This window comes from Pseudidiomarina halophila, from assembly GCF_003987215.1.
In the GTDB taxonomy this organism is placed as follows: Bacteria; Pseudomonadota; Gammaproteobacteria; order Enterobacterales; family Alteromonadaceae; genus Pseudidiomarina; species Pseudidiomarina halophila.
The window spans coordinates 932,385-945,509 of sequence record NZ_PIPW01000001.1 but is presented as its reverse complement, the minus strand read 5'-3'; the positions used below and the strand labels follow the sequence as shown (position 1 = coordinate 945,509).

Below are 13,125 nucleotides of genomic sequence, written 5' to 3'. Positions count from 1 at the left end.
TTTAGCAACATCAGAGCTTAAACTCACTCCAGATTGGTGCATGATCCGACGGTTTTTCGATGCCTCGCAGCGCATAATCGATACCAGAGTCAGTCAAATGAGCCGCGAGCGTTTCCGTTGCCAGAATCAGGTCAATACGCAGACCTCGATTGTCGTCAAAGCCGCGTGAACGGTAATCAAACCAGCTAAACTGGTCGGTTATTTCGGGATGTTTAAGGCGATAGGTATCCACCAGCCCCCAGTTAAGCAGCGTGTTCAGCCAATCGCGCTCTTCTGGCAGGAAGCTGCATTTGCCGGTACGTAACCAGCGCTTGGCGTTATCTGCACCGATACCGATATCACAATCCTGATGGGAGATGTTGACGTCACCCATGACCACCACGGGCTGCCCGGGATCCAGTTCACTTTCCAAATAGTGCATCAGATCGGCATAAAACTTCTCTTTTGCCGGGAATTTCAGCGGGTGATCGCGGCTCTCGCCTTGCGGGAAGTAGCCATTAAGAATTCTGACCCGTTTACCGTCGGCGGTAACAAAATCACCCATGATCATACGCCGCTGCGCGTCATCTTCATCAGTTGGAAAGCCAAACTGCGGATTCTCCAATGGCTGCTTGCTCAGCAGTGCCACACCATAATGGCCTTTCTGGCCATGATAGATGACGTGATAACCGAGCGCCTCGACATCCGCCAGAGGAAACTGGTCATCATGGACTTTAGTTTCCTGCAAGCCGATGACGTCGGGTTGGTGCTTTTCAATGAGCGCTTGTAGTTGATGTAGTCGGGCGCGAATGCCATTGATATTAAACGAAATAACTTTCATAAAAAGGTGTTTCCCGTGGTCGTTAGGCTAGTGAATCTGGGCGTGCATAAAGCATACCAGAAGCCCTGAACAGGTGCGACAGTCAGGGTGTAGTGAAGCTGTATTTTTGGGTATACTAAAGCTCGCATAACAACAAAGAATAATAATCCAATGGAGACAAGTGGCGATGGCAACCGATTGGTTGCAGTTACGTGCCGGCAAAAGTGCGTGGTTGCAGATTAAGGAACAGGGTTTAACTGAAGATGCAGTGCAACTGCTGGTCGGCGCTTCAGGCGGGCCGAAATGGTTTGTGCTACAAGGGCTGGATCGTTATTTGTTCGGTGAGTTTTTTGCCGCGCGGCAGGGGCATCTGGACTTACTCGGTACCTCAGCCGGCGCCTGGCGTTTCGCTGCTTTAGGCCAACAGGATCCCGTTGCCGCCAGTGAACTGTTTTGCCGTCTGTACAGCACTCAGACGTACAGTGCCAAACCTGATGTACTGGAAATCACCGATGAAGCCAGGAAGCTTTTGGCCGAGTATATACCGGACCGGGCGGTAGATGAAATCCTGAGTCAGGATCGTTTTCGCCATCACTGGATCGTCGCCCGCTGTCGCGGCATGACAGCAATCGAAGGCAAGCGCCAGATTTTAGGTCTGCTCACCTCGGCGGCAGCGAACTCCGTTAAACGTAAGTGGTTAGGTAAGTTTTATGAACGGGTGATTTTTCACCATCCGGCATCGCCTGCGACATTTACCGAGCATTGGAACGATATACCGACGCGCTACGCGCAATTATCCACCGCAAACTTTAAGCAAGCACTGCTGGCAACCGGCTCTATTCCTTTGGTATTGGAAGGAGTGCGCGATATCCCGGGCGCTCCGGCCGGTATTTATCGCGACGGCGGGGTCACCGATTACCACTTTGATCTCGACTTTAGTGGCGTCGATGGCTTGGTGCTTTACCCGCACTTCCACCATGAAGTTATTCCGGGCTGGTTCGATAAGCGTATAAAAAAACGTCGAACGACCGGCAGCCAATGGCCAAATGTGATCCTTTTAACCCCAACCCAAGAATTCATTGATGCACTACCATTCGGTAAAATCCCGGACCGCACTGACTTTGCTAAGCTCGATGCTGATGCTCGCATCAAGTACTGGCACCAGGCGGTTGAACAAGGGAAATGGATGGCCGACCAATTCCATGAGTGGGTTGCCACGGACAAGATCCGCGACAAAGTTGAACTCTGGACCTAACATTTTGAGGTAAGGCATGAATTATCGCGGTTACGCAGGATTCTCCCACGCACAGAAAGATAAAGTGGGCGTTCTCATTACCAATCTCGGTACACCTGATGCACCGGATACCCCGTCGCTACGCCGCTATCTGAAGGAATTTCTGTCGGATCCGAGAGTGGTTGAAGTGCCGCGGGTGCTATGGTGGTTAATTCTCAACGGCGTTATTTTACGAATTCGGCCACGCCGTTCTGCAGCTGCTTATAAAACTGTGTGGACCGAGCAGGGGTCACCGCTGATGTTTCATACGGAAGCCCAGGCCAAAGAGTTGCAGGCTTCATTAGCAAAGGACTACGGCGACGATGTGGTGGTGCGCTTTGCGATGCGCTATGGCTCCCCTGGCATGGCCAGCGTGCTTGATGAAATGTTAAGTTCCGGTGTGCGTAAATTGGTGTTGCTACCACTGTATCCGCAATACTCCGGCGCTACCTCAGGGTCGACCTTTGATGCACTGGCGCGGGACTTCCTGCAACGCCGCTGGTTACCAGATTTGCGCTTTATCAGTCATTATCATGACGACGCGGGGTATATTGATGCCTGTGTGCAACAGATTAAAGCGTTTTGGCAGCAGCATGGACGTCCGCAAAAACTGATTTTTTCTTATCATGGGGTGCCAAAAAACTACCTGTTAAAAGGTGATCCTTATCACTGTGAATGTCACAAAACATCGCGTTTAATCGCAGAACAGCTAGAGTTAGGCAAAGATGATTATCTAACAACCTTTCAGTCACGCTTTGGTCGTGAGGAATGGTTGCAGCCCTATACCGATGAAACCCTCAAAGCATTACCGGATCTGGGCGTTAAGAATGTGCAGGTATTCTGCCCGGGCTTCAGTGCCGACTGCCTGGAGACCATTGAAGAAATTGGCGAGGAAAATCGCGAGTATTTTGAGCAAGCCGGCGGTGAGCATTACGCCTATATTCCGGCACTCAATGCCAGCGAACCCCACATTGCAGCACTTACCGCATTGGTAAAAAGAGAATTGCAGGGCTGGGCCATAGGCGCTGGTGACGAAGAACGGGAACAACGCGCTGCAGCACGTGAGCGAAACTACGGTAAGCTCACCAATCAAGATTGATAACCACATAGAACAGAGGAGCTGTCCTGTAAGTGACAGATGTAAATGCACAAGGACGACTGGCAAAAGCGATTGAACCATTGGTGGCAGAACATCAGGGGGAAAGTGGTGCTGTTCCCCTGGTTGATGCCCGAGAAGCTTTTGCCGCTCGCGTGCTATTTGCCCGTCAGGCTGAATACAGCTTAGATATTCAGTACTACATCTGGCGTCATGACATGACCGGCACCATACTCTTCGAAGCCTTGCATGAAGCCGCTGAGCGCGGCGTGAAGGTCCGCCTGTTACTCGATGACCACAACACTGCCGGCCTAGATGCAACTTTAATTGGCTTACACCAACACGAAAACATCGAAGTTCGTTTGTTTAACCCGCTGAAGCTGAGACGCCCACGATTTCTGAACTACCTGTTTGATTTTCGCCGGGTCAATCGACGTATGCACAACAAATGTTTTGTGGTTGATGGTCAGGTGGTGATCAGCGGCGGCCGCAATATTGGTGATGAGTATTTTGGCGCGACCAGCGAGCTATTGTTTGCGGATCTTGATGCTTTGCTAATTGGTCCTATTGTCGATGATGTGGAAAAAGATTTTGAACGTTATTGGCAATGCGAGTCAGCGGTACCTTTGCAGAAACTTTTTACCCTCACTAAACCACAGGATTTATCCATGCTACGGGCAACCGCCGCCCGTTATAAGGAACTCCCACAGGCGCAAGCGTACATGAAAGCCATCGAAGAACTGCCTTTCATGCAGCAACTGCAACGACAGGAACTGGATATCTACTGGTCGCGCACTCAGCTGGTAAGTGATTCTCCTGAGAAAACCATGGGCCGCGCGAAGCCACAACAAATGGTCCCGCATCAGTTGCAACAGGCGATTGGCGACCCTAAGTCGCATGTCACTCTGGTCTCACCCTATTTTGTTCCTACTCAGGCTGGAGTGACCGAATTGATTGCCATGGCAAGGCGTGGGGTACAAGTTGTTATTTTGACCAACTCGCTGGCGGCCACCGATGTTGCGGTGGTGCATGCGGGGTATGCTAAATGGCGGCACAGACTGCTACGTAATGGCATTCAGCTATTCGAGCTGCAACGTATCTCGCCACTGGCCCGCAAGCAACAACGAAAAGAGCGCCGGCAACGTTTGAAAGGTAAGGAACGCTTCGGTAGCTCGGCTTCAAGCTTGCATGCCAAGACGTTAATGGTCGACCTGGCGCGCGTGTTTGTGGGTTCGTTGAACTTTGACCCGCGCTCAGCGGCGATTAATACCGAACTTGGCTTTGTGATGCACAGTCGTGAACTTGCCGCGCAGCTGGAACAAGCCATCGTGAAAACTTTGCCGCATTACGCCTATCAACTACGCTTGATCAAGAATAAAGTAGTTTGGGTCGAGCGTTTGGGTGACGAACGTACCTATTACCATTCGGAACCGGGGGCATCGATTTGGCGTCGTCTGGCGGTAAGAATTCTCGAACGCTTGCCGATAGAACGATTACTTTGAGGCTTAGCTCAATGCAGGAGTGCAACTATGCGATTAACCTTTCTTGGCGGCAGTGAAACCGTAACCGGTTCAAAGTACTTATTAGAAACCGATACCACCCGGGTGCTTATCGACTGTGGTTTGTTTCAGGGCTATAAGTGGCTGCGGGAACGTAATTGGCAGCCTTTACCCTTAGGCATTAACGAAGTCGACGCCATCGTTCTTACCCATGCTCATCTGGATCATTCAGGTTTTGTGCCGGTACTCTACAAACATGATTTTCGTGGGCGGGTTTACTCGCATTACGGCACCGTCGGCCTATGTCAGATTTTGTGGCCCGATAGTGGCCGCATTCAGGAAGAAGACGCCAAATTTTATAAAAAGCATAACCTGAGCCGCCATGCGCAGCCGCAGCCGTTGTACGATGAAGCCACCGCCGACGCAGCGTTACGTTTAATGCACGGCATTGAGTACGATAAAACCTTTCAGGTGGGCGATATCAGTTTCACTTTGCAGCCCAGCGGACACATTCTGGGGGCCGCTAGTGTCATTGCTGAGCATCAGGGCATTCGGATTGGCTTCAGTGGTGACGTAGGTCGCTCCAATGATATTCTTATGAAACCGCCACGACCGTTGCCGGAAGTCGATTACCTGTTACTGGAATCGACCTATGGTGATCGCCGCCATGGCGACGATGATCCCTGGCAGCAGTTTGCTGATGTGGTGAATGAAACAGCAGCGGCTGGCGGTGTGTTAATGATTCCAAGCTTTGCTGTAGGCCGTGCTCAGCTGATTCAGCACATGCTGGTCACTATGATGGCTGAGGGTAAAATTCCGCGACTGCCAGTCTTTTTAGATAGTCCTATGGCGATAAGCGTGTCCGATACCTATCGCGAACACCACGATTACCATCGTTTGACAGCCCGCCAGTGTGCAGCACTTGAACAAAACATTGTTTACACGCACAGCGTGGATGAATCCAAAGCCATTGCCGAGCAGGGGGCACCGCACATTATTATTGCTGGCAGCGGTATGGCGACCGGAGGCCGTATCTTGCATCATTTCAAACATTGGTTGGGTGATCATCGTAGTACAGTATTGTTTACTGGACATCAGGCCGGCGGCACCCGTGGTGCGAAAATGGTACAGGGTGTGGAACGAATTAAACTGCACGGCCAGTGGTTGCCAGTAAAAGCCCGGATCCGTGAACTTGACGGACTCTCTGGCCATGCCGATTACGTTGAACTGCAGGAGTGGTTAGCGCAGTCGGCCCTGCGTAGTGATACTAAGATCTATCTGGTGCATGGTGAACCTGATGCACTGGAAGCAATGTCTGATCATCTCAAGCAAACCACCAGCTTTGATGTGCATATTGGCGCTTACCGGCAAGTGCTGCACTTTTAGTTTCAGGCGACAAAAAGCATCACCACTGCGGTGGTGATGACCGCTAACATCAGGTTCAGAACTACCCCCTCGCGCGCCATGGTTTTGACGGTTAAGCGTTCCGACGAGAACACGATGGAGTTCGGTGGCGTTGCCACGGGCATACAGAAGGCTGTGCTACAGGCAATTGTGGCCGGAATCATCAGTAACGCCGGCGGCAGGTCAAGGGCAACTGCAGCGGCAGCCATGATAGGCATCAGCAAGGTTGCCGTAGCGGTGTTCGAGGTAACTTCGGTGAGAAAGGATACACTCAGCGTCAGACAAAACACCAATAGCCAAACCGGTAAGCCGCCCAGTCCCGTCAGCGCGTCACCAATGCGCACGCTTAACCCACTGCTGATAAAGCCTTGCGCCAGGGCAATACCGCCGGCGAACAAGAGTAATATGCCCCATGGAATACTTACCGCTGCGGACCAGGTCAGCAGGGGCTGCCCCTGCTTGTCGTGAGTTAAAAACATCGCGATGACGCCGGCGATAGCGACACTGGCATCACCTAAGTAGTTAAGGCCAGTCCATCCGGCCCAGCCGCCAAATGGCGTGGTGCGGGTGACCCATAGCAGCACCACCAGACCAAAGATAACAAGTACACGTTTTTCGGCGCTTTGCATTGCCCCCGGGGTAGGGATTTTCAACTCAATGGCTCCGCGGACGTTGCGCGACAGCCACCATGCCATCAGCGGAATACTGACGATGACAAAAGGTAAGCCAATGGCGAACCAATCAGTAAAAGAAAATGGGGTGCCGGTGGTAGTTTCGTAGACGGATGCAAAAATTAAATTCGGGGGAGTGCCGACCAGTGTCGCTATGCCTCCGACTGAGGCAGAGTAGGCAAGGCCAAGCAACAACGCCCGTTGGAACGGCTGATCGTCACAAGCATCCGCCAGCGCCAGGGCAACGGGTAACAGGGCAAGCACTGCCGCCGTGTTTGAGATCCACATCGACAGCAATGCGGTGGCGAGCATAAAGGCAAAGATCATACGTTTACCATGACCGTTGCCGACGTAATGCACCAATGTCAGTGCCAGACGCCGGTGCACGCCGCTAAGTTCGACAGCCTTGGCCAGCATAAAAGCCGCCATAAAGAGCCAGATGATGGGGTTACCCAGTGCAGCGGAGACTTCATTCAGCGGTGTAATGGCGCCCAACGGCAGCAATACAAAAGGCAACAGTGAGGTTACGGGCAGGGGCAGGGCTTCACTTATCCACCACCAGGCAACCCAGACAGTAACAGCAAGTGTCCAGGCTGCAGGGTGGGCAAAGCCGGCCCAGGCCTGAACTAAGAAATAAACTACAGTTGCCGCAACCGGCGCCAAAATCAAATGCCATTTTTGCATGTGCTGACCCGTTAAATTGAAACTCAATGTAGATTAGCAAATAGTTGTCTTATTTGAAATTTCAGACCAAAGGACATAGGGTAAATGAACATTCGAAGCAAAGGAGTAGGTCATGTCAGATTCAGTGTCCGAACCTGATTCGGAATCTAACCCGGAGCAACCGCCAGAACCCAGAAAGTGGAATTCGGCAATCCTCGCTCCGGTGTTTTTCCCCGCGGTCGCTGTTATTGCGTTACTGGTCGTTGGCACACTTAGCAATCCCGAGCTCGCCGGCGAAGTGTTCAGCGACGTGCTGGCCTGGATAACTGCTGATTTTGGCTGGTTTTACATGCTGGCCGTAGCTATATTCCTGGTGTTTATCGTCAGTGTGGCTATTTCCAAATGGGGACGCATTAAATTAGGCCCTGACCATGCGGAGCCTGAATACAGTTTCGTCGCCTGGTTTGCCATGTTGTTTTCCGCTGGCTACGGTATTGCGTTGTTGTTTTTCGGTGTTGCTGAACCGGTTTTACATTATTCCAGCCCACCTGTAGGCGCTGCCGAAACCGTTGATTCTGCAAAACAAGCCATGCAAATTGCCTATTTCCATTGGGGCTTTCACATCTGGGCGATTTACGGTCTGGTTGGCCTGGTGTTGGCCTACTTCTCCTTTCGCCATGGCTTACCGCTGTCCATGCGTTCAACGCTGTACCCTTTGATTGGAGAAAAAATTCATGGCGTGGCGGGACATACGGTCGATACCTTTGCAATTTTAGGCACTATGTTTGGTATCGCCACGACTCTGGGCTTGTCGGTGATTCAGATCAATGCCGGTCTGAATTACCTGTGGCCGCAGATCCCGGTCGGCACTACCGTGCAAATGATTGCTATTGCCGTGATCACTTTGTTCGCCATCATGTCGGTGGTTGCCGGGCTTGATAAAGGGATCAAACGGCTGTCGTTCGTCAACATGATATTGGTGCTCTTTATTTTGCTCTTTGTGTTCTTTGCTGGGCCGACGGTCCACATCCTGGAAACCTACCTGCAAAATACCGGTGCGTACCTGAATAATATCATCGAGCGGACCTTTAACTTACAGGCCTATTCCCGTAGTGACTGGATCGGAAACTGGACCCTGTTTATTTTTGGCTGGACCATTGCCTGGGCACCCTTTGTGGGCTTGTTTATTGCCAAGATAAGCCGTGGCCGTACCATCCGGCAGTTTGTATTTGGGGTGATGTTTGTGCCTACCATGTTTACCTTTTTCTGGTTTAGCGTGTTTGGTGACACCGCCCTGAACATGATCATGAACGAGGGGTACACCACACTCATCACTGAAGTACAGAATAATGAAGCTATCGCACTGTTTAAGCTTTATGAAAACCTGCCCTGGACGAGTATTTTGTCCTTCGCGACAGTGATTTTAATCATAACCTTCTTTGTAACCTCGTCGGATTCCGGCTCGCTGGTGATTGACTCGCTGGCTTCAGGCGGCCGTACCGACACCCCAGTCTGGTCACGTATATTCTGGGCCAGCGCCGAAGGTCTGGTTGCCGGTGTATTGTTGCTTGCTGGTGGCTTGGGGGCGTTACAAACCGCATCCATTGCCAGTGCCTTACCTTTCGCCTTTATTATTCTCATTGCTGCTTTTGGAATGTGGCGAGCTCTGGTCATTGAAGGGCATCAGTATGCCAGTCTGAAAAGTGCAATGCGTACTCATCGACGGGGTGTTCATGCAGGACCGGGCTACTGGAAAAAACGTCTTGCCGGGGTGGTTAATTTCCCTCAGCAACGTGAAGTCCGGGAGTTTATTGAGCATACGGTGATTGATTGCCTGAACGACGTCAGTAAAGAACTCAATGGTCATGAATGGGAAACCCGGACCGAGTTCGATGCTGAGAACGTGCGCTCGATTCTGACCGTGCGTAAAGAAGGAGAAATTGAGTTTAACTATGAAGTGCGGCTGCGTGCGTATCAACGCCCTGGATTCGCCATCATTGGTGATGACAAGGAAGATACCACCTATTATCGCGCTGAAGTGTTCCTGCGTCAGGGCGGCCAGGCGTATGATGTGTATGGCTATGAACCGGGCGACATCATTAACGATGTTATCAACCAGTTCGAGAACTACCTGCAGTTCATGCATATTTCCCCGGGAAGTCTGCCCTGGGATCTGCAACAGCACGATGACGATCTTAAGCCAGAAACTCCATAAACTCAGCCAGCGGCATGGGCTTGGCGAAGTAATAGCCTTGCCCATAGTCGCAACCTAATTCAGCCAGCCGGACCGCTTGTTCTTTGGTTTCGATGCCTTCGGCCACTACTGCAATATTGAGCTGGCGTGCCATTGCCAATATCCCGCGCACGATAGCTTCGTCACTGGGCTTTTTAATGATGTCCTGAATAAAGGCCCGATCGATTTTCAGTTTGTTAACGGGTAACTTTTTCAGATAGCTCAAACTCGAGAAACCGGTGCCGAAATCATCAATTGTCATTGACAGTCCCGCTTCCCGGAAGCGATTAATCAAGGCAATGGCATGTTCGCTGTCGTCCATGAGGATGCTTTCAGTCAGCTCCAGTTCAACCTGTTGATTGGTAAGTTGATGTTCTTCTATGGTGGCAACTATTTGTTCAAAGAAGTTTGCGCGACTAAATTGTACTGCCGACAAATTGACGCAAACCTGCAAGTCACTTTGCTGTTGCAGCATGACCCGCAGATCGTCACACGCCTGAGCGAAAGCCCATTGGCTCGCAGGAATAATTTGGCCAGTGGTCTCAGCCATCGGAATAAACTTCGCCGGGGGAACATAATTACCTTCGTGAATTTGCCAGCGCATAAGCGCTTCCGCGGCGATCACCTTGCCGGTTTTCAAATCAACAATGGGCTGATAAAACAACTGCAGTCGTTCCTGGTCGATGGCTTGCTGAAATTGATTGCGTAAATTAACGTCCAGCCGCTGATTTTGTGCTATTTGCGGCTTATAGAAAAACAAGTGATTACGGCCCTGACGTTTGGCCATACTCATGGCAATATCAGCTTGCTGGATTAAATCAACAGCCTGTTGCGAGGCATTGCAGTGTGAGGCTATGCCGATACTGGCCGTAAGGTAAACCTTCTGTTGTCGGATCGGGTAGGGGTCAGCAATCGCTGCGAGTAACTTTTGCCCCAGAGCCTCCAGAGCGGTAAGGTCTTCGGTTTGCACCGCCACCACAAACTCGTCCCCGGCAAAGCGAGCGGCAAAGGCGGTTGCTTTTAGATTTTCGGACAAACGAGCAGCGACCTGCTGAAGTACCTGGTCGCCAGCTTCCAGACCCATGGCCTCATTAATGGGTTTAAAACCATCCAAATCGATAAACAATACGCCCCATTGTGGTCCGTGCTGGAAGTCATGCTTCTCGTATTCGATGGCTTCGGCCAAACGGCGTTCAAAGGCATAACGGTTGAACAACTCTGTCAATGCATCATGTTCCGCTTGAAAAGCGAGTAACTTCTCGTTATCAATGCGGTCGGTAATATCCTGGTGAACACCAACGAAATGGGTAATTACGCCACCTGCGTCAGCCACCGGAGCCAACTGCAAGTCATCCCAAAAATAGCTGCCATCCTTGCGGTAATGGATCACTTCAACTTTACACGCCGTGCGTTCAGATAAAGCCTTGCGCACTGTCGCTACCACATCCGGGTCGGTTTTCTCTCCGATCAGAAAATCACAGGGTTTGCCGACAATATCTTTCGCGGCGTAACCGGTCATGCGGGTAAAGGCATCATTGCTGTATATGATTGGGCTGCTTGGATCCGTGCCGTCAGATATGACAATGCCGTTGGTGCTGACATTAACACTTCGCATTAATACGTTAAGTTGTTCATCTTGTTCTTTTTGTAGCGAGATGTCTTTCGCTATCCCAAATACACCGGTAATTTCACCGTTAATGACAATAGGCAAGTTTGTGACGTGAACATGCAGCAGCTGGCCCTGGCTGGCAAAGACCCTGATATCATAACGGCAGGTTTCACCCTGAAGTGAGCGTTGAAAACACTCTTCGGCGTAGCGTCGATCAGCGGGCAATACAAAAGCACTAAAATGGCTGCCGATAATTTTATCTTCATCGGCATTGAGAATGTTGAGCACAGCGTGGTTGGCGCTGGTGACCATACCCTCAAGATCAAGGGAGAATACAGCGTCGGGATGAAACAAGAACAACGAGCTGTATTGTTGTTCATTAAATTTTAACTGGCTCTGTTGGTCCTGCAGTTGCGAGCGCACATTATTCAAACGTCTGCTGTGCTTGGTTAGCATGGTGTTTTGCTGCGTCAGAGCCAAAAATGCAATACAGAAAAGGAAGCCCAAAGTTGCAATAAGCATGCGTAGATTTGATGCATTGGACAATTCTTCGAATGAATAGAGTGTGACAGAAAGTTGTAATGGTTGGCTGTAGGGAATCTTCAACTCTGCTTTAGCGATCGACAGTTCGTTTAAATGTGAAGGTTTGCTTTGATCGAAGCTGATCACACGGTCGTCATCCATCGCCGCATAGACCTTTAAATTCTCCGGTAACATGCGCGTTTCCGGACTGATAAGCTGCAAAAGATCAAAGACCACCAATAAATAATAACGCCGATCCGCTTCGTAGCCGACTGGCATCAACATTAAGCCTACCGGGCGTTTTTCAGCGCGGAACTCTTCCTGAGGGATCAGCATTGAAATATCTGGTGGTGCTGAGGTCAGCCAGGTTTGTACCTCCGGGTGATTGAGGTGTTCACGGTAGTCATCGTTATCATTGCGGTGCTGCTGCCACTGCGGACGGCCGCGGCTATCGAGCAGGTGGATGCCCAGGTAGTGGGGGATGTCACGCAAATAAGTAGCGACGTCAAATTGGGCAAAAGGCGCCGTTGGCGCAATCCCGAGTTCTTGCCAGCGCTCCCGCAAGCGATTCAACACCTGGATATTGACCTGAATGGTTTGTTGCCGAACTTGGGCGACTTTTTCAATTGTGGTGATAGCTTCGGCACGGATCTCTTTGATCTGATTCAGACTAAGAATAAACCAGGCGCAGCAAATGATGCTGATGAAGACAAAGGTGACCCAGGCGGCAGGATTATTATTGAGCCGGAATAATAGCACCCGATTCGAACTGCTTAACAGTAATGAGATCCCGATCAGCAACAACGTCAGGGATGCGAGCGAGGTAACAGGTGGATGCGGACCTAAATAGGCAAAGCCATTTTCGACAAAATGCAGTGCCATCGCCGCCAGCGACAGCAGCACCAGAAAACTTGCAAAAACACGCATCCAACGGCGCTGAATGGGTTCTCGGGGATTCAGCATCAAGGTAATGCCAAGGAGCACGAAAGTGAGCGCTACGGGCGGATAGAAATAAGCATCAATGGCTTTTAAAAAGTCCAGATAAAAAATCGAAGCGATGGAGAGATTGATTATCAGGCTGTGTAAGGCAGCGAGAATAACCACTGCTGCTGAGAAGATCTGGATTAAACGACGTTTTGCCGCGAGGCCAAAAAGTGCAAAGGCAACAGCAATCGCAACCACTGCCGAGGTGGTGGAAATAACCCGTTCAAAGGCGCTGGCTGGCTGTGAATAGATATTTAAAGCAAGCCCCAGCAAGCCAAACAAAAAGGTGGCGCTAATAGTCACGTAAAGCGTGACGTTAACCAGCGATAGGGCGAGACTACGACGATAGATCATATTTATTGTTATAGTTTT

Annotated in this window: 8 protein-coding genes; 5 read left to right on the top strand and 3 right to left on the bottom strand. The window is 50.7% G+C overall.

The window, feature by feature from the left end:
• Positions 1-10 precede the first annotated feature (10 nt).
• On the bottom strand, positions 11-820 hold the full coding sequence (gene xthA, locus CWI69_RS04465) for an exodeoxyribonuclease III (protein ID WP_126762253.1): 810 nt from the start codon (positions 818-820) through the stop codon (positions 11-13).
• Between the two features lie 166 nt (positions 821-986).
• Between xthA and CWI69_RS04460 the strand changes: the two genes are divergently transcribed.
• Genes CWI69_RS04460 through CWI69_RS04445 form a run of 4 tightly spaced genes read left to right on the top strand, consistent with a single transcriptional unit; the run spans position 987 to position 6,053 of the window.
• Entirely contained in the window at positions 987-2,054 is a 1,068-nt protein-coding gene (locus tag CWI69_RS04460) for an alpha/beta hydrolase (protein WP_126762251.1), read from the top strand.
• A gap of 16 nt (positions 2,055-2,070) precedes the next feature.
• Positions 2,071-3,171, top strand: coding sequence for a ferrochelatase (gene hemH / locus CWI69_RS04455; protein ID WP_126762249.1), 1,101 nt, complete (start codon positions 2,071-2,073; stop codon positions 3,169-3,171).
• Positions 3,172-3,203: 32 nt separating this feature from the next.
• Positions 3,204-4,670, top strand: a complete 1,467-nt coding sequence (locus tag CWI69_RS04450) for a phospholipase D family protein (protein WP_126762248.1) — start codon at positions 3,204-3,206, stop codon at positions 4,668-4,670.
• A 27-nt stretch (positions 4,671-4,697) separates the two neighbouring features.
• Positions 4,698-6,053, top strand: coding sequence for an MBL fold metallo-hydrolase RNA specificity domain-containing protein (locus CWI69_RS04445; RefSeq protein ID WP_126762246.1), 1,356 nt, complete (start codon positions 4,698-4,700; stop codon positions 6,051-6,053).
• 2 nt (positions 6,054-6,055) lie between these two features.
• Here CWI69_RS04445 and CWI69_RS04440 read toward each other — a convergent pair whose 3' ends face one another.
• Positions 6,056-7,426, bottom strand: a complete 1,371-nt coding sequence (locus CWI69_RS04440) for an SLC13 family permease (protein WP_126762244.1) — start codon at positions 7,424-7,426, stop codon at positions 6,056-6,058.
• 112 nt (positions 7,427-7,538) lie between these two features.
• On the opposite strand from CWI69_RS04440, the gene CWI69_RS04435 reads away from it, so the two are divergent.
• Positions 7,539-9,620: a BCCT family transporter gene (locus CWI69_RS04435; RefSeq protein WP_126762243.1), complete on the top strand. Its 2,082-nt coding sequence runs from the start codon at positions 7,539-7,541 to the stop codon at positions 9,618-9,620.
• Here CWI69_RS04435 and CWI69_RS04430 read toward each other — a convergent pair.
• The gene (locus CWI69_RS04430; protein ID WP_126762241.1) at positions 9,601-13,107 is read right to left on the bottom strand and encodes a putative bifunctional diguanylate cyclase/phosphodiesterase; all 3,507 of its coding nucleotides are present in this window, start codon (positions 13,105-13,107) and stop codon (positions 9,601-9,603) included. The genes CWI69_RS04435 and CWI69_RS04430 overlap by 20 nt on opposite strands.
• Positions 13,108-13,125: the final 18 nt, after the last annotated feature.

Excerpts from the sequence above, each read along its gene's own strand:
- xthA (WP_126762253.1), bottom strand. The coding sequence starts at position 820 with ATGAAAGTTATTTCGTTTAATATCAATGGCATTCGCGCCCGACTACAT.
- CWI69_RS04460 (WP_126762251.1), top strand. The coding sequence starts at position 987 with ATGGCAACCGATTGGTTGCAGTTACGTGCCGGCAAAAGTGCGTGGTTG.
- hemH (WP_126762249.1), top strand. The coding sequence starts at position 2,071 with ATGAATTATCGCGGTTACGCAGGATTCTCCCACGCACAGAAAGATAAA.
- CWI69_RS04445 (WP_126762246.1), top strand. The coding sequence starts at position 4,698 with ATGCGATTAACCTTTCTTGGCGGCAGTGAAACCGTAACCGGTTCAAAG.
- CWI69_RS04440 (WP_126762244.1), bottom strand. The coding sequence starts at position 7,426 with ATGCAAAAATGGCATTTGATTTTGGCGCCGGTTGCGGCAACTGTAGTT.
- CWI69_RS04435 (WP_126762243.1), top strand. The coding sequence starts at position 7,539 with ATGTCAGATTCAGTGTCCGAACCTGATTCGGAATCTAACCCGGAGCAA.
- CWI69_RS04430 (WP_126762241.1), bottom strand. The coding sequence starts at position 13,107 with ATGATCTATCGTCGTAGTCTCGCCCTATCGCTGGTTAACGTCACGCTT.